The organism is Geminicoccus roseus DSM 18922 (assembly GCF_000427665.1).
Classification (GTDB): Bacteria; Pseudomonadota; Alphaproteobacteria; order Geminicoccales; family Geminicoccaceae; genus Geminicoccus; species Geminicoccus roseus.
Genome location: NZ_KE386572.1, coordinates 4959823 through 4977345 on the forward strand (window position 1 = coordinate 4959823; position 17523 = coordinate 4977345).

Genomic DNA, 17523 nt, shown 5'->3' on the forward strand with positions numbered 1-17523 from the left:
CATGTACCGTGCCGCCCGTCACCGGTCACCAGCCACCGCTGGCCAGCCAGCGCTCGACCTGGTCCAGCCGGTCGGCGCCCCAGAAGGGCTCGCCGTCGACGATGATGAACGGCGAGCCGAACACGCCCGCCTCGACCGCCCGGTCGGTCTCCGCCTTGAGCCGCGCCTTGATCGCCGGATCGGCCACCGCAGCGCGCAGTTCCTCCTCGGCAATACCCAGGTCGGCGGCGACCTCCAGCACCTGCTCGACCGTCGACATGTCGCGGCCCATGCCCCAATGGGCATGGAAGATGGCCTCGGCGAAGCCGCGGGCGATGTCGGGGTCCTTGTCGGCCAGCCACCAGTAGGTCCGGCTCGCGGTCAGCGAGTTCATCGGCATGGTCGGCGGCATCACCAGCGGCGCTCCCATCAGCCGGGCGCAACGGGGCACGTCGCGCAGGAAATAGGGTCCCCGCAGGGGGGCCTGGACGTTGGAGACCGAGCCCGAGATCTTGAAGGCCGCTCCCAGCATGATCGGGCGCCAGGAGACCTCCCGCTGATAGGCGGCAGCGATCGTGTCGATCTTCAGCGAGGCGAAGTAGCCATAGGGGCTGGCGAACTCGAAGTAGAACTCGATCGGCTCGTTCATGCACCATCCAACCCGGTAAGGCGGCGGCCGATCAGCCAGCGGCGGATCTCGGATGTGCCGGCGCCTATCTCGTACAGCTTGGCGTCACGCAGCAGGCGCTCGGCCGGGTAGTCCTTCGTATAGCCATTCCCCCCCAGGATCTGGATGCAGTCGAGTGCCGCAGCCGTGGCCGCCTCGGCGGCGAACAGAAGGCAGCCGGCGGCGTCCTCCCGGCTGGTCCGGCCGGCATCCGCGGCACGCGCCACCGCATAGACCAGGGCGCGCGCCGCCTGCAGGCGGGTGTAGAGATCGGCGAGCTTGCCCTGGACCAGCTGGAAGCTGCCGATCGGCTGGCCGAACTGCTCGCGGCTGCGGGCATAGTCGAGCGCCAGGTCGAACGCCGCCTGGTGGATGCCCAGGGGCCCGCCCGCCAGCACGATCCGCTCGTAGTCCAGCCCCGACATCAGGACCCGCACGCCGCCGCCGACCTGGCCCAGCACGTTGGCATCCGGGACGAACGCGTCCTCGAAGACCAGGGGCGCCGTCGGCGAGCCGCGCATCCCCAACTTGTCGAGCTTGGCGCCCACCGAGAAGCCCGGCATGCCGCGCTCGATCAGGAACGCGGTGATCCCCTTGGGTCCCGCCGCGGGATCGGTCTTGGCATAGACCACCAGCACGTCCGCCTCGGGTGCGTTGGTGATCCACATCTTCTCGCCGGTGATCCGCCAGCCACCCTCCGCCCGCTCGGCCCGGGTGCGCATGGCGACCACGTCGGAGCCGGCATTCGGCTCCGACATCGCCAGCGCGCCTACCCGGCTGCCGTCGATCAGGCCGGGCAGGAAGCGCGCCTTCTGCTCCTCGGAGCCGTTCAGGCGGATCTGGTTGACGCACAGATTGGCATGGGCGCCATAGGAGAGGCCGACCGAGGCGCTGGCGTAGGAGATCTCCTCCATGGCGACCACATGGGCGAGATAGCCCATGCCCGCCCCGCCCGCTTCCTCCGGCACGGTCAGCCCCAGCAGGCCGAGTTCGCCCATGGCCGGCCACAGCTCCCGCGGGAAGCGGTCGTCCCGGTCGATCGCCCCGGCCAGCGGCGCGATCTTCTCGGCGGCGAAGCGCCGCAGCATGTCGCGCAGGGCGGCGACCTCGTCGGGCAGGTCGTGGTCGAGCATGGCTGGTCCCTTCACAGGAGCACGACGGAGGCCATTCCAAGGAACGTGAAGAACCCTACCACGTCGGTGACGGTGGTGAGAAACACGGTGGAGGCGATCGCCGGGTCCAGGCCCAGCCGCTGCAGGCCGAGCGGGATCGCCGCCCCGGCCAGCCCCGCCACCGCGACGTTCACCAGCATGGCGATGCCGAAAATGATGGCGAGTTCGCCCTGCCAGAACCAAAGGAAGGCGGTGGCGAGGCCGATCACCAGGAAGCCGCCGCCGTTGAGCAGGCCGACCACGGATTCCTTGCCGATCAGCTTCCAGGTCTCGCGCCGGCCGAGCCGGCCCACCGCGAGCGCGCGCACCGTCACGGTCAGCGTCTGGGTGCCGGCATTGCCGCCCATGCTGGCGATGATCGGCATCAGCACCGCCAGCGCGGTGAGCTGCTGGATCGAGCCCTCGAAGGCGCCGATCACCATGGAGGCCACCACCGCGGTGGCGAGGTTGATGGCGAGCCAGGGCAGCCGGTGCAGCGCGGTGAGCCAGGGGCCGGTATAGCGGTCGCTCTCGGCGACGCCGCCCAGCCGGAGCAGGTCGTCCTCCGCCTCCTCCTCGACCACCTCGACGATGTCGTCGAGGGTGACGATGCCCATCAGCCGCCCGCCCGAGTCGACCACCGGCGCCGAGTTCAGCCCGTGCCGGCGAAAGATCCGGGCGACCTCCTCCTGGTCGGTCGCGGCGTCGATCACGACCTGCTCCTTCAGGCGCAGGGAGCGCATGGTGGTGTCGCGCTGCGAGCGCAGCACCTCGGCGACCTGGACCTGGCCGACCGGGCGCATCTTCGGGTCGACGATCAGGATGTCCCAGAACTCCTCGGGGAGCTGGGCGCTGTTGTCCCGGCAGTAGTCGATGGTCTGGCCGACCGTCCAGAAGTCCGGGACCACGACGTTGTCGCGCTTCACCAGGCGGGCGGCGGTGTAGTCCGGATAGGCCAGCGCCTGCTCGACCTGCGCCCGCTCGGCGGCCGGCATCTCCTCCAGGATCGCGTCGCGGTCGCCCTGGTCGAGATCTTCCATGATCTCGACGGCATCGTCCGATTCCAGCTCGGCCAAGACCGCGGCCGCCGCTTTCGGCCCCAGCGCCTCGATCACCTCGTCACGGACGTCGGCGTCCAGCCAGTTGAGCGTCTCCGGCTCCAGCACCGCCGCGGTGATCGCGGCGGCCTGACGGCGCTGCTCGCTGTCCAGCGCATGCAGCAGGGCAGCCTGGTCGGCCGGGTGCAGCGGGGCGAACTGCTCCAGGACGGCACGCTCGTCCTGGTTCTCCAGCGCGCGCAGCAGATGAAGAACGTCTTCCTCGCCGATCCCTTCGGCGGGCGAGGCGCGGGTCTCCTCCGCTGCGGTCATTCGGTCTCGCCCTGTCGGAGCGCGATCGCCTCGGCGCAGGCGATCGCCGCCATGTTGATGATCCCCCGCGCGGTGACCGAGGGCGTCACCACATGGGCCGGCAGGCGCGGGCCCAGCACGATCGGGCCGATCGAGACGCAGCTCGTCACCGCCTTGACCAGGCTGTAGGCGATGTGGGCGGCATCCAGGTCCGGCATGATCAGCAGGTTGGCTTCGCCGCGCAGGGTGGAATCCGGCAGGATCTTCTCGCGCAGCGCCGGGATCAGCGCGGTGTCGGCATGCATCTCGCCGTCGATCTCCAGCTCGGGGGCCTGGGCGCGCACCGCGGCCAGGGCGTCGTGCATGATCTTGACCTGATGCGAATCCCGGCTGCCGAAATTGCTGTGGCTGACCAGCGCCACCTTGGGCTCCAGCCCGAACCGGCGGATCGCCCGGCTGGCCGCCAGCGTGGTCTCGACGATCTTGTCCACGGTCTGCTCGACGGTGACGTAGGTGTCGGCCAGGAACAGGACGCCCCGGTCGAGCAGGAGGCCGTGCACCGTCGACGCCTCCCGCGTGTCCGGGCGCATCCCGATCACGTCCTGGATGTCGCGCAGATGGTCGATGAACCGGCCGACCGGCCCGGCGATCATCGCATCCGCCTCGCCGCGCGCCACCATGATCGCCGCGATCACCGCCGGAGTGGTGCGCACCACCTCGCGGGCCAGCTCCGGGGTGACGCCGCGCCGGCCCATCTGGTCGCGGTAGAAGGCGACATAGTCGTTGTAGCGCGGGTCGGAGTAGGGATTGACCAGGTCGACGTCGCGCTCGAGCTCCAGGCGCAGGCCGTAGCGCTCGATCCGGGTCTGCACCACGTCCGGGCGGCCGATCAGGATCGGCCGGGCCATCTGCTCGTCGACCACCACCTGCACCGCGCGCAGGATCCGTTCCTCCTCGCCGTCGGTGAACACGAGGCGCTGCGGCGAGGCCTTCGCCCGGGCGATCTGCGGCCGCATGATCAGGCCGGACTTGTAGACCTTCTGGTCCAGGCTGGCGCGATAGGCCTGCAGGTCGGCGATCGGCCGCTCGGCGACTCCCGTCTCCATCGCCGCCCGGGCCACCGCCACCGGCAGCTCCACCACCAGGCGCGGGTCGAAGGGCTTCGGGATCAGGTATTCCGGGCCGAACGAGAGATATTCGGTCTGGTAGGCCCGGTGCACCATCTCCGGGGTGGTGGTCCTTGCAAGGTCGGCCAGCGCATGCACGCAGGCCGTCGCCATCTCGGTGTTGATGGTGGTGGCCCCCACGTCCAAAGCACCGCGGAAGATGTAGGGGAAGCAGAGGACGTTGTTGACCTGGTTGGGATGGTCGCTGCGCCCGGTCGCCACGATCGCGTCGGGCCGGGTCGCCTTGGCCAGGTCGTAGTCGATCTCGGGGTTGGGGTTGGCCAGCGCCAGCACGATCGGCCGCTCCGCCATCTTGGCGAGCATTTCCGGCTTGAGGACGTTGGCGGCGCTCACGCCCAGGAAGATATCGGCGCCGGCGATCGCGTCGTCCAGGACGCGCGCTTCAGTGGGCCTGGCCCATTTCGACTTCCACGGGTCCATCAGCTCGGTGCGGCCCTCGTAGACCACGCCCAGGATGTCGGTCACCGTGACGTTCTCGGGCTTCAGCCCCAGCGCCACCAGGAGGTCCAGGCAGGCCAGCGCCGCCGCACCCGCCCCGCTGCAGACCAGGCGCACCTCGCCGATCGACTTGCCGACCAGGTGGAGGCCGTTGACCACGGCGGCGGAGACGATGATCGCGGTGCCGTGCTGGTCGTCGTGGAAGACCGGGATGCGCATCCGCTCGCGCAGGGTCTTCTCGATGTGGAAGCACTCCGGCGCCTTGATGTCTTCCAGGTTGATCGCGCCGAAGGTCGGCTCCAGGGCCGCCACGATGTCGCAGAGCTTGTCCGGGTCCTTCTCCTCCAGCTCGATGTCGAACGCGTCGATGCTGGCGAACTTCTTGAACAGGACCGCCTTGCCTTCCATGACCGGCTTCGACGCGAGCGCGCCGATGGCGCCCAGCCCCAGCACGGCGGTGCCGTTGGTGACCACGGCGACCAGGTTGCCGCGGGCGGTCAGCCGGGCGGCTTCCTTGGGATCGGCGGCGATGGCTTCGCAGGCGGCGGCCACGCCCGGGCTGTAGGCCAGGGACAGGTCACGCTGCGTGGACAAGGGCTTGGTGGCGCGGATCTCGAGTTTCCCCGCCACCGGGCGCGCATGGTAGTCCAAGGCGTCGTCGCGCAGCTGACTCATTCCGATCTCCCAGGCTCGTCGCCTTGGGAAATGGACGCGCAGGCGGAGGGGGCGCAAGTGCAATCGCGCCCGGACCCTCAGTGGGCGACCGCCCCCTGGACCCGGGTGACGCGGCTGCGCTCGACGACCTGCAGGAACTTGATCGCGGTGCAGGCGGCCCCGAAGCCGTTGTCGATGTTGACCGTGACCACGCCTGGCGCGCAGGTCGCCAGCGCCGACTGCAGCGCCACCCGGCCGCCCTGCGCCACCCCAAGCCCCACCGAGGTCGGCACCGCGATCACCGGCACCTCGACCAGCCCGGCCAGCACGGTGAACAGGGCGCCCTCCATGCCGGCAAAGGCCAGGATGATGTCGAAGCCGCGCAGGCGCTCGACCCGGCGCAGGAGCCGGTGCAGCCCGGCCACGCCGACATCGATGAATGCCTCTGAGGCGCGGCCGTGGAACGCCAGGGTCCGTGCCGCCTCGGCCAGCACCGGCCGGTCGGAGGTGCCGGCTGCGACCAGCGCCACCTGCGGCAGGTCCAGGGAGGGCATGCCGCCCAGGATCGCGGTGCGCGAGACCGGGTCGTAGTCCAGTTCGGCACGCAGCTCCGCCGCCATCCGGCCAAAGCGCTCCGGCGCCAGCCGGGTGAGCAGCAGCCGGTGGCGGCCCTGGCGGGCGCTGCGCAGGATCGCCTCGATCTGCGTGTCGGTCTTGGGCGCGCACAGGACCGCCTCGGCCACCCCTGTGCGCTGCTCCCTCGACCAGTCGATGTCGAAATCGTCGTCTGCCATGCGGCGATGCGCTTACACGGTCCGCGCGAAAAAGCCACGTCGCTCCGTCGTGGACTTGCCACGCAGTTCTGCCATGAACATCGCCCTCCAACCTGCAGGAATGGAAACCGGGTGCGCAGCGTTTTCAGCGAACGGGTGCTGGTGGACGGCGAAGGCATCGTCCCCGCCGCGGTCGTGATCGCGGACGGGCAGATCGCGGAGGTGCGCCCCGGCCAGCAGCCGGCCGGCGCCGCCGACCTGGGCGACCTTTTGCTGATGCCCGGCCTGGTCGACGTTCACGGCGATTCGTTCGAGCGGCAGCTGATGCCCAGGCCTGGCCTGCTGGTCGACCCGGTGGTGGCGCTGTTCGACACCGACAGCCAGCTCCTGGCCAGCGGCATCACCACCGCCTTCCACGGCATCTCCTGGTCATGGGAGAGCGGCCTGCGCAGCTTCGCCACCGGCCGGCGCTGGATCGAGGCCAGCATCGCCCAGCGCGACCGGCTGGGCGCGGACCACCGGGTTCATCTGCGCTTCGAGGCCTATGCCAAGGAGGGCGTGGACGAGGCGGTGGCGATGATCGTGGGCGGCCGGATCGGACTTCTGGCCTTCAACGACCACACACCCAGCATGCTCGCCAGGTTCGACGACGAGGTGGCGCTCACCCCCTGGGCGCAGCGTGCCCAGGTGACGGTCGCCGCCCTGCGCGAGCAGCTGGTGGCGGTGCGGCTGGGCGCCACCGCCCTGGCCGGCTCGGTGCACCGGCTGATCGCGGCCGCCCGGGCGGCCGGGGTGCCCACCCTCTCCCACGACGATCGTGACCGGGCGCAGCGCCAGTCCTGGCGCCGGCGCGGGATCGGGATCTGCGAGTTCCCGTTGCGGGCGGAAGTGGCCGCGGACGCGGCCGCCCACGGCGAGGCGGTGGTCGCCGGGGCGCCCAACATCGTGCGCGGCGGCAGCCATACCGGCTGGGTCGCGGCGGCGGAGCTGGTCGCCAACGGCCACTGCACGGCGCTCGCCAGCGACTACTGGTACCCGTCCCTCCTCCAGGCGCCCTGGCGGATCGCGCGGGACGGCATCCTGCCGCTGGACCGGGCGATCCTGCTGGCGACCGCCGGGCCCGCGGCCCTTGCCGGGCTGTCCGACCGCGGCCGGATCCGGCCGGGCCAGCGCGCCGACCTGATCTGCGTCGACGACCGGGCCGCCGTGCCGCGCGTGGCCGCGACCTGGGTGAACGGGCGGATGGTGTTCCAGGGCATGGCGGCGGGGCTCGGCCCCGTCGCTCCTTCCGGGCTCCGGGCGCCGAGGCTGCGCGCCGCCGGCTAGACGATCAGGAAGCCGTCAGCCCCGCTTCCTCGACGGCGCGGGCGACGAAACCCTCGATCGAGAGCGGCGAGGCGCGGCCGGTCGCGGTGACGTCGACCCGCTGGTCGATGGGCCGGACATGGGCGGTGAGCGGCACGAACGCCTGGTGCAGGGGGTCGAACGCCAAAGGCCGCCCCTCCGACAGCGAGAACCACCAGCCGTGCAGGCTGAGCTCGCCGCGCACGATCCGCTGGGCGATCCAGGGAAAGGTCAGCAGGTTGCGCAGGCTGCCGATCACCGCGGCCTGCTCCAGCAGCACCAGCCGTTCCGGGCCCTCCAGGCCGCTGCCGGCGACGATCCGCCGGGCATCCTCCATGACGCCCACCCAGGGCACCATGAACTCCAGGCCGACCGTGCCCTCGGCCAGGGCGCGGATGCCGCCGCAGGCCTGGTGGCCCAGCACGACGATGTGGCGCACGCCCAGGCCCAGCACGCCGAACTCGATGGCGGCCGAGGCGGCATGGGGCTGCTCGTCGGGGCCGTAGGGCGGCACGATCGCCGCGACGTTGCGCAGGATGAACAGCTCGCCCGGGCGGCAGGCGGTCAGAACCCCGGGGTCGACGCGGCTGTCGGCGCAGCCGATCACCATCACTTCGGGCTTCTGGCCGTCCTCGAGCAGACGGGAGAACAGCTGGGGGTCGTTGGCCCCGTCCGAGCGGAACCGCTCGAACCCGTCGATCAGCTTCTGCAGCGGGTGGACCATGGCGGTGCCTTCAAACAATCGCGAGGGAGGATGGCAGGCGCGATGCCGGGCTCAGGCCGCCGGGGCGTCCGGCTGCACCGGCCCGGCCTCGGTCTCCCGGGTCCGGCTGAGCAGCCAGGTGCGGAACGCCGCCACCTTGGCGAGCCTGGCCTTGCGCGCCGGGCAAACCAGGAAATAGGCGAAGCGAAGCGGTTGCTCCAGGTCGAACAGACGTACCAGCCGGCCGGCCTCCAGATCCTGCTCGGCCAGGCGCGCCTTGGCTAGGGCCACGCCGCGGCCGGCGACCGCCGCCTCCAGCACCAGGGCGGACTGGTCGAACCGGGGTCCGCGCTTGCCGTCCGCGTCCGTCACCCCGGCGGCCTTCAGCCACATCGGCCAGTCCGGGCAGCTGGCGTCCCGCTCGGGCCCGTCGTCGTGCAGGAGCGGCACGCCCACCAGGTCGCCCGGCTCGCGGATCCCGGCCTGCTCGACCAGCGAGGGCGCGGCCACCGGGATGATCGATTCGGACAGGAGATGGTCGGTTTCCAGGCCGTTATAGTTGCCGGCCCCATAGCGGATCGCGCAGTCGACGTCCTCGCTGCCGAAATCGACCATCTGGTTGGAGGCGGAGATCCGCACGTCGATGTCGGGATACTGCTCCTGGAAGTCCTCCAGCCGCCCCATCATCCACTTGGCGGCGAACGACGGCGCCACCGAGACGGTCAGCACCCCGCCCTTCTGCAGGAGGTCGATCTCGTCCAGCGCGTCGGCCAGCTTCTGGAAGCCTTCCGCCAGTCCCGGTAGGCAGGCCTGGCCCTCGTCGGTGAGCAGCAGGGAGCGGGCGGTGCGCCGGAACAGCAGGCAGCCCAGATGGTCCTCCAGCTGCTTGATCTGCTGGCTGACCGCCGCCGGGGTCACGAACAGTTCCTCGGCGGCGCGGCTGATGCTGAGATGCTTGGCCGCCACCACGAAGCAGCGCAGCGCGTTGAGCGGCGGGAGGCGATGGATCGGACGCGGCATCGGGGCTCGCAGGAACTGTGACTGTGGGAGGCATCGGGAAGCTCGGGCGCCACGTCAACCAGAAACATCAGTTCAGTCGGCGTGGATTGTACATATCTCACATATAGTTACTGCTAATTTTGAACCCGGTTGACAGCGCTGCATGGTCGGCGGCTCGCTCGGCCTGACCAAGAGGAGACGCATCATGACCCGGCGGATCGGCATCGGCATGGTCGGCACCGGCTACCTGGCGAAGGCCTACGCGCTGGGCTACCGCAGCGCGCCGATCGTGTTCGGGCCGGACTGCGGCATCCCCGAGCTGGTAAGCGTCTGCACCTCCAGCCCCGCCGGCGGCGCCAAGGCCGCACAGGCCCTGGGCTTCGCCCGCGGCGCCGCCGACTGGCAGGAGGTGGTGGCCGATCCGGCAGTGGAGGTCGTGGTGGTCAACACGCCGAACCACCTGCACGCGCCGGTGGCGATGGCGGCGATCCAGGCCGGCAAGCATGTCCATTGCGAGAAGCCGCTGGGACTGGACCCCGCCGAGTGCCGCGAGCTGACGGAGGCCGCCGAGAAGGCCCGGCTGCGCACCATCGTCGGCTTCAACTACCGGCAGAACCCGGCGACCAGCCTTGCCCGCGAGATCATCCAGAGCGGCGAGATCGGCGAGCCCATCTCGATCCGGGCCACCCACAACGAGGATTTCATGGCCGACCCGGATCTTCCGCTCGGCTGGAAGCACCGCAAGGCCACCGCCGGCCACGGCGCCCTGGTCGATGTCGGTTCGCACATCGTCTGCATCGCCCAGTACCTCCTGGGCCCGATCGCAAAGGTCAGCGGGCAGTTGCGCACCGTGCACCGGACCCGCCCGGTCGCCCCCGGCGCCACGGAGCGCGGCCCGGTCGAGACCGACGACGAGGCCCGCTTCCTGGTCGAGTTCGCGTCGGGCGTCGGCGGGATGATCGAGGCCAGCCGGATCGCCACCGGCCGCAAGATGCAGCTGGGCTACGAGGTCTACGGCACCAAAGGCTCGCTGTGCTTCGACCAGCAGCGCATGAGCGAGCTGCACCTCTACGAGGCGGCGGGACCGCTCGGCCGGCGCGGCTTCAAGACCATCCCGATCGCCGCCGAGCATCCCGACTACGGCGCGTTCGGCGCCGGTCCCGGCCACGGCGTCGGCTTCAACGACCAGAAGATCGTGGAGTGCCGGCGCTTCCTGGAAGCGATCGCCAGCGGCAGCCGCGCCTCGCCGGATTTCCGGGAAGCCTGGCAGATCGGTGAGGTCCTGGACGCGGTCGCCCGCTCGGCCGCCTCGGGAACCTGGGAGGACGTGCCGGCCGTCTGAGCGGCTGGCCGGGGTGGTTCTTCGCTGCAAAGCAGCATAGTGGTGACGTCGATCGTCGAAACCACGGGGGACCGGAACGGTGCAAGGTGAGATCCAGGTCGCGGATGCGGCCGAGATCGAGGAAATGGTGGATTGGGCGGCTGCCGAAGGCTGGAATCCCGGCATCGGCGACGCGGCGGCGTACCGAGCCACCGACCCGGAAGGTTTCCTGGTCTCCCGCGACGAGCGCGGCCTTTCCGCCTGCATCTCGGTGGTCGCCTATGACGACGCCTTCGGCTTCCTGGGCTTCTACATGGTCCGGCCCGACCGGCGCGGCCAGGGCCTGGGCAAGCGCATCTGGGACGCGGGCATCGCCCGGCTGGGCGAGCGCTGCATCGGCCTGGACGGCGTGGTCGCCCAGCAGGACAACTATCGCCGCTCCGGCTTCGTTTATGCCCATCGCAACCGGCGCTATGCCGGCGTCCCCGCATCCCGGCCGGCGGCTGCCCTTCCCGAAGGATGCGCGATCCTCCCGGTCGGGCCGGACCTGGTGCCGGCGGTGATCGCCTACGACCGGGCGTGCTTTCCCGCCGAGCGCACCTCGTTCCTGGTGGCCTGGCTGGCGTCGCCCCGCAACGCGCTGGCGCTGGTCGAGGGCGACGCGCTGCGCGGCTACGGCGTGATCCGCCGCTGCCGCGACGGCCACAAGATCGGCCCGCTGATGGCCGACGACGGAACGGCGGCCGCGGCCCTGTTCGACGCGCTGGCGGCGACCGTGCCCGGCGAGAAAGTGGTCCTGGACCCGCCGGGGACCAATGAGCCGGCGGTCCGCCTCGCGGAGGAGCGCGGCCTGGAGCCCGTGTTCGAGACCGCCCGGATGTATCGCGGCGCCCCGCCGGAGCTGGAGATCCAACGGGTGTTCGGGATCACGACCTTCGAGCTTGGCTGATGGAAGGCCGGCGGATGGACCGCCGGCTTTCCCGCCGCTCCAGCCTCAGGCGGCGGCGCGAACCGTCGCGTCGACCTTGGTCGGGGTGGCGATGGTCTGCAGCACCACGCAGTAGCGCTCGGTGAGCTGCAAGAGCTTGGCCAGCGCCGCCTCGTCGGCGTCGGTGTCCAGCCGGAACGACAGGCGGATCGCCTGGAAGCCCACCGGCGCCTCGCGATCGACCCCAAGCGTGCCGCGGAAGTCCAGGTCGCCCTCGACCAGGACCTCGCCGCCGCGAAGCTCGATGTTCAGCGCCGTCGCCACCGCGCGCAGGGTCACCCCGGCGCAGGCGGCCAGCGCCTCCAGCAGCATGTCGCCCGAGCAGGCCTGCAGGCCGCTGCCGCCGGTGGCGGGATGCAGCCCCGCCTCGACCAGCGCCCGGCCGGTCTCCACCCGGCAGGCGATCCCCTCGCCGTCCAGGCTGCCGCTGGCATGCAGGGTGACCACCGCCTGGGCAGGATCCGCCCGGTAGCGGTCCTTCAGCGGCGCCTGCATCGCCCGCAATTCGTCGCCGTTCATGCCGCTCGCTCCGTCAGATGGGAAAGTTGGCCGACATCGCCGCCCAGCGCCCGGGCGAGCAGCGCCTCGTGCTCCTGGAAACGCTGGGCGCGGCGGTCGCGTGGATGGGGCAGGTCGACCGGCAGGTCCAGCACGATCCGGCCGGGCTGGCCCTGCAGCACGACCACGCGGTCGGCCAGCGCCGTCGCCTCTTCCAGGTCGTGGGTGACCAGCAGGAGCGCCGGGCGGTCCTCGCCGCGGATCCGGTCCAGTTCCTCCTGCAGCTCGATCTTGGTCAGGGCGTCCAGCGCCGAGAACGGCTCGTCCAGCAGGAGCAGGCGCGGCCGGCGCACCAGCGCCCGGGCGATGCCGACCCGCTGCGCCATGCCGCCCGAAAGGGTCTTGGGCAGCCGCGCCGCGAACTCGGCAAGGCCGACCCGGGAAAGCGCCCGCTCGGCCGCCGCCTGGCCGTCGGGCCCGGCCGCAGCCGGGCCAAGCCCGACCTTGACGTTGTCCAGCACGTTCAGCCAGGGCAGCAGGCGCGGCTCCTGGAACACCACTGCCACGTCCGGGCGCGGCCCGGTCACCGGCTCGCCGCCGATCGCGACCCTGCCCCCGTCCGGCCGGTCCAGCCCGGCCAGCAGGCGCAAAAGGGTGCTCTTGCCGCAGCCGCTCCGCCCCACGATCGCCACCGCCTCGCCGGCCTCGATCGACAGGCTCAGGCGATCCAGCACGGTGCGCTCGCCGAACTGGCGGCGCACGCCTTCCAGGCGCACCAGGCTCATGCCGGTCGTCCCTGCGGCAGCACGCTGTCCTGCCAGGCCAGCCAGGGCCGGGTCACCAGCACCAGCAGCGCGTCGGTGATCTTGCCGAACAGCGCGAACAGCAGGAGGCAGCCGACGATCTGCCCGGCATTGCCGGTCATCTGGCCGTCCAGCAGGAGATAGCCGATGCCCTGGCTGGCGCCCATCAGCTCCGCCGCGATCACGAACATCCAACCCAGCGCCAGCCCGCCGCGCAGGCCGACCACCCAGCCGGGCAGCGCTGCCGGCAGCATGATCCGGCGCACGATCGCCAGCCGGTCGAAGCCGTTGACCAATCCTACCTCGACCAGCTTGCGGTCGACCTCGCCCAGCGCCGTGGCCAGCGAGAGATAGACCGGGAAGAACGCGCCCAGCGCGATCAGCACCAGCTTGGGCGTCTCGAAGATCCCGAACCACAGGATGAACAGCGGCACCCAGGCGATCGAGGGAATGGCGCGCAGCCCCTGCAGGGTCGGGTCGACCCAGCGGCGCCACAGCCGCGAGCTGCCGGCGAGCGTGCCCAGCAGTGTGGCGGCGACCACGCCCAGGAGGAAGCCGGCGCCGACCCGGCCCAGGGTCGCCAGGATATGCCCGGCAAGGTCGCCGGTGGCCCACAGCCCGGACAGGTTCTCCCAGATCCTGGATGGCGGCGGCAGGAACCGGCTCTCCATCCAGCCGGTGGCGGCGCCGATCTCCAGCAGGAGCGCGATCGCTGCCGGCAGGGCCAGTCCCGCCAGGGAGGCGCCGTGCCGGCCGACCGTCCGGGCGGCGTTCCGCCCCTGCGCAGCGTCGCCGCGCGCTACCACCGTCGCCATGGCTCAGCCCTGCCCGACGAAGGCGGCCACCGCCTCGGGATCGACCAGTTCGGCGGTCACCGCCGGCACGTCGACGTCGGCGGCGATCACGCCGGCGCCCTGCAAGGCGAGGCCAGCTCCCTGGATCGTGTCGACATGGGTTTGGGTCGGCCAGGATTCCTCCAGGCCGGTGCGCTCCAGCTGGCGGGCCGCGACCTCCGGCGGCAGCTTCGCCACCTCGGCCAGCAGGGCCTGCAGCGCGTCGGGCTCGGCGTGGGCGATGGCGCGGGCCTCCTCGTAGGAAGCCAGGACCTCGCGCACCAAGTCCGGCGACTGCGCCAGGAAGTCCTCGTGGACGTTCAGGGTGCCGTAGCTGTTCAGGTCGGGGTCGCGGTGGAACAGGATCGCACCGGCGGTGAGCTCGGACTGCGCCATCATCGGGTCGAGCCCGGCCCAGGCATCCACGTCGCCCCGCTCCAGCGCCAGGCGGCCCTGGTCGTGCTGGAGCAGCACGAGGTCCACGTCGCCGGCGGAAAGGCCGGCACCCTCCAGGGAGCGCAGCAGGAACACGTACGGATCGGTGCCCTTGGTCACCGCGATGCTGCGGCCCTTGAGGTCCTCGACCTTGCTGATCCCGGTATCGGGGCGGGTCACCAGCGCGGTCCATTCCGGCTTGGAATAGACATAGACGGTGCGGATCGGAGCGCCCGCCACCCGGCCGAGCAGGGCGGCGGCCCCGGCGGTCGAGCCGAACGCGACGCTGCCGGAATTGAGGAACTCGACCGCCTTGTTGCTGCCGAGCGACTGCACCCACTGCACCTCGATGCCGCGCGGCGCCAGGCGCTGCTCGATGATCCCGCGGTCGCGCAGGATCAGGCTCAGCGGGTTGTAGTAGGCCCAGTCGAGCGTGAGGACATCCGGGTCCTCGGCCCGTGCCATCCGGCCGAATCCGGTGGCGGCGATGGCCGCGGCCGAGATCCCGGCCAGAAACATGCGGCGGTCCTGCGCCATGATTGCTCCCCTTCTACGCCCCCGATGGCGCAGAAGGGCTTAACGGCAGCAGAGCGTCCGACAACCGCAGCAATTCTTGACGCAGGTTCAACCCGCCCTGAACCGGCCCGGTTCAGGCGGACCAAATCAGGCGGAGCGGAGCGGCAGGTCGCCCAGCGCCTGCTCCTCGGCGAACGCCGCCGCCCAGTCGGCGAGGCGGCCCTCCAGGATCGCCTGGCGCATCCGGCGCATCAGGTCCTGGTAGAACCAGAGATTGTTCCAGGTCAGCAGGATCGCGCCCAGGATCTCGTCGCTGCGCACCAGGTGGTGGAGATAGGCACGGGAATAGTCGCGCGCGGCCGGGCAGTCCGAGGTCTCGTCCAGCGGGCGCGGGTCCTCGGCATGGCGGGCGTTGCGCAGGTTGACCGCCCCGCGCCGGGTGAACGCCTGGCCGGTCCGGCCGGACCGGGTCGGCATCACGCAGTCGAACATGTCGATCCCACGCATCACAGCACCCACCAGGTCGGAGGGCTTGCCCACCCCCATCAGGTAGCGCGGCCGGTCCTCGGGCAGGAACGGCACGGTCTCGTCCAGGGTGCGGAACATCTCCGCCTGCGGCTCGCCCACCGCGAGACCACCCACCGCATAGCCGTCGAAGCCGATCGCGCGCAGCCCCTCGGCCGAGCGGCGGCGCAACTCGCCGTCGGTGCCGCCCTGGACGATCCCGAACAGCGCGTAGCCGTCGCGACGCTGGAACGCCTCCTTGGAACGCGCCGCCCAGCGCAGCGACAGTTCCATGGCCCGCACGATCTCCGGCTTCTCCGCCGGCAGCTTCAGGCACTCGTCGAGCTGCATGGTGATGGTCGCGTCCAGCAAATGCTGGATCTCGATCGAGCGCTCCGGGGTCAGCTCGTAGCGGCTGCCGTCGATATGCGAGGCGAAGGTGACGCCCTTCTCGGTGAGCTTGCGCAGCTTGCCGAGCGACATGACCTGGAAGCCGCCGGAATCGGTCAGGATCGGGCCCGGCCAGTTCATGAAGCGGTGCAGCCCGCCGAGAGCGCCGACCCGCTCCGCGCCCGGCCGCAGCATCAGGTGGTAGGTGTTGCCCAGCACGATCCCGGCCCCGGTGGAGGCCACCATCTCCGGCGTCATCGCCTTGACGGTGGCCGCCGTGCCGACCGGCATGAAGGTCGGGGTCGGCAGGCTGCCATGGGCGGTGAACAGGGTGCCGGCGCGCGCCGGGCCGTCGGTGGCGATGGTTTCGTGGCGGAACTGGGGCAAGGCCGTCGCTAGTCTTGGTTGCGTTCGAGGAGGGAGGCGTCGCCGTAGCTGAAGAAGCGGTAGCCGGTGGCGGCGGCGTGCGCGTAGGCGCGCTTCATCCGCTCCATCCCGGCGAACGCGCAGACCAGCATGAACAGCGTGCTCTTGGGCAGGTGGAAATTGGTCAGCATCCGGTCGACCACGCCGAAGCGGTAGCCGGGCGTCACGAACAGCCGGGTCTCCACCGTGCCGTGCCCGAGCGTGCCGTCCGGCCGGGCCATGGTCTCCAGCGTGCGCAGCGCGGTGCTGCCGACCGCGACCACCCGGCCGCCGGCTTGGCGGTGCGCCTGGATCCGGGCGGCGGCCTCGGGCCTGAGCTCCATCCACTCCGGGTGCATCACATGGTCGTCGGTGTCGTCGGCCTTGACCGGCAGGAAGGTGCCGGCACCCACGTGCAGGGTCACGAACTCGCTGGCCACGCCCCTGGCCCGGATCCGCTCCAGCAGCGCCTGGGTGAGGTGCAGGGAGGCGGTTGGCGCTGCGACCGAGCCGTCATGGCGGGCGAACACGGTCTGGTAGGCGCGGTGGTCGTCCAGGTCGCCGCCGCGCGCCCGGCGGATATAGGGCGGCAGCGGCATCCGGCCTTCCGCCTTGATCCGCCGGATCAGCTCCGCACCATCGGTGGTGAAGCGGAACAGGATCGGCCCCTCGGGGTCCTTGTCCAGGACCTGGGCGTCCAGGCCGGAAGCGAGCCGCACCCAGTCGCCGACCCGCAGGCGCTTGCCGGGCCGGGCCAGGCCCCACCAGGCGTCGCCGCCTTCCGGCCGGATCAGGGTGACCTCCACCGCGACCTCGCCACGGCTGCCGAAGAACCGGGTCGGCAGCACGGCGGTGTCGTTCAGGACCAGGAGGTCGCGGGGCTCCAGCAGGTCCGGCAGGTCGGCGACGTGCAGGTCGGCCAGCTCGTCGGCCACGTGCAGCAGCCGGGCGCTCTCGCGCGGCTCGGCCGGCACTTGCGCGATGGCGCCCTCGGGCAGCTCGAAATCGAAATCGGCGACACGCAAGGCTTCAGGCGCGCCCCCGACGCAGGTCGAGCCTGGCCAGCACCTGGGCGCTGACGAAGCTGGAGATGTCGCCGTTCAGCATGTGGATCTCCTTCACGAAGCGCGAGGAGATCCACTGGCAGTTCTCGGACGCCATCAGGAACACGGTCTCGATCCTGGGCGCCAGGCGCTTGTTGTTGGCGGCCATCTGGAACTCGAACTCGAAATCCGACACGGCGCGAAGCCCGCGGATCACGATCTCCGCACCCTGCTGCTCGCAGAAATGAACCAGCAGGTTGTCGAACGGGACCACGTCGATCCGGGTGCCGTTGCCGCCGCTGCCGGCATTGAGCGCGTTGACCTCGGCGCGGATCATCGCGACCCGGTCGTCGAGGGAGAACAGCGGCTCCTTGCCGGCATTGACCGCACAGCCGACGATCAGGCGGTCCACCAGGCAGGTCGCCCGGCGGATCACGTCCATATGGCCGTTGTGCAGGGGGTCGAAGGTCCCGGGATAGATGCCGACGCGTGCTCTGGTCATGGCATGCTCCCCGCCGCCACCGGCGTCCCCGCCAGGTGCCG

At 71.1% G+C, this 17523-nt stretch carries 17 protein-coding genes; 3 read left to right on the plus strand and 14 right to left on the minus strand.

Translation table 11 applies throughout. From position 1 onward, the window contains the following. Positions 1-25: 25 nt before the first annotated feature. From GEMRO_RS0124360 to larB, 5 genes are all read right to left on the minus strand, one after another. Positions 26-628, minus strand: coding sequence for a 2-hydroxychromene-2-carboxylate isomerase (locus GEMRO_RS0124360; RefSeq protein WP_027136105.1), 603 nt, complete (start codon positions 626-628; stop codon positions 26-28). Beyond that, positions 625-1779, minus strand: coding sequence for an acyl-CoA dehydrogenase family protein (locus tag GEMRO_RS0124365; protein ID WP_027136106.1), 1155 nt, complete (start codon positions 1777-1779; stop codon positions 625-627). Before GEMRO_RS0124365 ends, GEMRO_RS0124360 begins: the two co-directional genes overlap by 4 nt. Before the next feature lie 11 nt (positions 1780-1790). After that, positions 1791-3167: a magnesium transporter gene (mgtE, locus tag GEMRO_RS0124370; protein WP_027136107.1), complete on the minus strand. Its 1377-nt coding sequence runs from the start codon at positions 3165-3167 to the stop codon at positions 1791-1793. Continuing rightward, positions 3164-5446, minus strand: a complete 2283-nt coding sequence (locus GEMRO_RS0124375) for an NADP-dependent malic enzyme (RefSeq protein WP_027136108.1) — start codon at positions 5444-5446, stop codon at positions 3164-3166. The genes mgtE and GEMRO_RS0124375 overlap by 4 nt, the downstream gene beginning before the upstream one ends. A gap of 77 nt (positions 5447-5523) precedes the next feature. Further along, positions 5524-6219 (minus strand): nickel pincer cofactor biosynthesis protein LarB, encoded by a 696-nt coding sequence (gene larB, locus GEMRO_RS31610; protein WP_051329438.1) that lies wholly within the window; start codon positions 6217-6219, stop codon positions 5524-5526. Positions 6220-6330: 111 nt separating this feature from the next. On the opposite strand from larB, the gene GEMRO_RS31615 reads away from it, so the two are divergent. Further along, the gene (locus GEMRO_RS31615) at positions 6331-7524 is read left to right on the plus strand and encodes an alpha-D-ribose 1-methylphosphonate 5-triphosphate diphosphatase (protein WP_051329439.1); all 1194 of its coding nucleotides are present in this window, start codon (positions 6331-6333) and stop codon (positions 7522-7524) included. Positions 7525-7528: 4 nt separating this feature from the next. Here the strand turns inward: GEMRO_RS31615 and GEMRO_RS31620 are convergent, their stop codons facing one another. Both GEMRO_RS31620 and GEMRO_RS0124395 read right to left on the minus strand, forming a co-directional pair. Next, positions 7529-8266, minus strand: coding sequence for a carbonic anhydrase (locus tag GEMRO_RS31620; RefSeq protein WP_084507542.1), 738 nt, complete (start codon positions 8264-8266; stop codon positions 7529-7531). Between the two features lie 51 nt (positions 8267-8317). Then, complete coding sequence (locus GEMRO_RS0124395; protein WP_027136109.1) at positions 8318-9265, minus strand: transcriptional regulator GcvA; 948 nt, start codon at positions 9263-9265, stop codon at positions 8318-8320. Between the two features lie 184 nt (positions 9266-9449). On the opposite strand from GEMRO_RS0124395, the gene GEMRO_RS0124400 reads away from it, so the two are divergent. Together GEMRO_RS0124400 and GEMRO_RS0124405 are read left to right on the plus strand one after the other, a co-directional pair. Further along, entirely contained in the window at positions 9450-10586 is a 1137-nt protein-coding gene (locus GEMRO_RS0124400; protein WP_035487985.1) for a Gfo/Idh/MocA family protein, read from the plus strand. A gap of 79 nt (positions 10587-10665) precedes the next feature. Next, the gene (locus GEMRO_RS0124405) at positions 10666-11514 is read left to right on the plus strand and encodes a GNAT family N-acetyltransferase (protein WP_027136111.1); all 849 of its coding nucleotides are present in this window, start codon (positions 10666-10668) and stop codon (positions 11512-11514) included. Positions 11515-11559: 45 nt separating this feature from the next. Here GEMRO_RS0124405 and GEMRO_RS0124410 read toward each other — a convergent pair whose 3' ends face one another. The 7 genes from GEMRO_RS0124410 to coaD form a co-directional block, all read right to left on the minus strand. Further along, a complete protein-coding gene (locus tag GEMRO_RS0124410; protein WP_027136112.1) occupies positions 11560-12072 on the minus strand; it encodes an OsmC family protein in 513 nt (170 codons plus the stop codon). Further along, positions 12069-12836: an ABC transporter ATP-binding protein gene (locus GEMRO_RS0124415; protein WP_027136113.1), complete on the minus strand. Its 768-nt coding sequence runs from the start codon at positions 12834-12836 to the stop codon at positions 12069-12071. Before GEMRO_RS0124415 ends, GEMRO_RS0124410 begins: the two co-directional genes overlap by 4 nt. Continuing rightward, the gene (locus GEMRO_RS0124420) at positions 12833-13669 is read right to left on the minus strand and encodes an ABC transporter permease (RefSeq protein WP_027136114.1); all 837 of its coding nucleotides are present in this window, start codon (positions 13667-13669) and stop codon (positions 12833-12835) included. The genes GEMRO_RS0124415 and GEMRO_RS0124420 overlap by 4 nt, the downstream gene beginning before the upstream one ends. Positions 13670-13672: 3 nt before the next feature. Further along, positions 13673-14659 carry an aliphatic sulfonate ABC transporter substrate-binding protein gene (locus tag GEMRO_RS0124425; protein ID WP_027136115.1) on the minus strand — a complete coding sequence of 329 codons (987 nt, stop codon included), beginning with the start codon at positions 14657-14659 and terminating at the stop codon, positions 13673-13675. Positions 14660-14785: 126 nt separating this feature from the next. Further along, entirely contained in the window at positions 14786-15919 is a 1134-nt protein-coding gene (gene tgt / locus GEMRO_RS0124430) for a tRNA guanosine(34) transglycosylase Tgt (protein WP_027136116.1), read from the minus strand. An 8-nt stretch (positions 15920-15927) separates the two neighbouring features. After that, positions 15928-16962 (minus strand): tRNA preQ1(34) S-adenosylmethionine ribosyltransferase-isomerase QueA, encoded by a 1035-nt coding sequence (gene queA, locus GEMRO_RS0124435; protein WP_027136117.1) that lies wholly within the window; start codon positions 16960-16962, stop codon positions 15928-15930. Positions 16963-16966: 4 nt separating this feature from the next. Next, on the minus strand, positions 16967-17482 hold the full coding sequence (gene coaD, locus GEMRO_RS0124440; RefSeq protein ID WP_027136118.1) for a pantetheine-phosphate adenylyltransferase: 516 nt from the start codon (positions 17480-17482) through the stop codon (positions 16967-16969). Positions 17483-17523 lie beyond the last annotated feature (41 nt).